The sequence below is a fragment of the Cognaticolwellia aestuarii genome (genome assembly GCF_002000025.1).
GTDB classification, from domain to species: Bacteria; Pseudomonadota; Gammaproteobacteria; order Enterobacterales; family Alteromonadaceae; genus Cognaticolwellia; species Cognaticolwellia aestuarii.
Genome location: NZ_MUZV01000029.1, coordinates 1 through 822 on the forward strand (window position 1 = coordinate 1; position 822 = coordinate 822).

Sequence of the window (822 nt, forward strand, 5' to 3'; positions counted from 1 at the left end):
ATCGACCAGCCTACGATGCGCCTAGAGAATAAATCCATGACAGTTGCTACATACAAGAAGCCTTCATAGGTTCTCACATAAGTAATATCACTTACCCAAGTTTGATTCGGCGCAGGAGGATTAAACTGACGAGCCAGCAAGTTATCTGCAATGCGTGATGTTTTACCGCCTTTAATATGGCGACGTTTATAGCCTATTTGCGCTTTGAGTTTATGTTGGCGCATGATCTTAGCTACGCGATTAACACTACATTGCTCACCAGCTTCACGTAAATCTGCGTGTATCCAAGGGCTACCGTAAGTGCCACCACTGGCAACGTAAAACTCTTTAATAAGCTTAAGCAAACGATTATCTTCGATTGCTCTGTCACTCAATGGCTTCTTTAACCATGCATAAAAGCCACTGCGGTGTAGCTTAAATAGTTTACACATCGCAACAATAGAAAACTCATTTTGATGCTCACGAATAAAAGCGTACTTTACTCGGGGTTGCTGGCAAAGTACCTTGCGGCCTTTTTTAGAATGTCGCGTTCCTCCGTGACACGTTTTAGCTCGGCCTCAAGCTTGGCGATCCTTAGCTGTTCATCTGATGATTTGGTTTGTTTGGGTTTCTCTGATAACTGGCTTCGCCAGTGATATAACGTTTTGGTACAAATATCTAATCGTTCTGATACTTCAGCAACTGAATAACCACGTTCAGTGATTTGTTTAACTGCTTCTATTTTAAATTCTTGGGTATACCGTTTGCCTTTGCTCATAAAACACCTCTTTTTAGAAGTTACAATGTAACTCATTAGGTGTCTAGCAAACTATGGGAAGTCCA

Annotated in this window: 2 protein-coding genes; both read right to left on the reverse strand. The window is 41.6% G+C overall.

Translation table 11 applies throughout. The features are described from left to right. Positions 1 to 467: IS3 family transposase (locus B0169_RS19040; protein ID WP_235838647.1), on the reverse strand; the 467-nt coding region annotated here is incomplete at its 3' end. Positions 468 to 478: 11 nt separating this feature from the next. Next, on the reverse strand, positions 479 to 757 hold the full coding sequence (locus tag B0169_RS19460; protein ID WP_004588900.1) for an IS3 family transposase: 279 nt from the start codon (positions 755 to 757) through the stop codon (positions 479 to 481). Between the last annotated feature and the right edge of the window lie 65 nt (positions 758 to 822).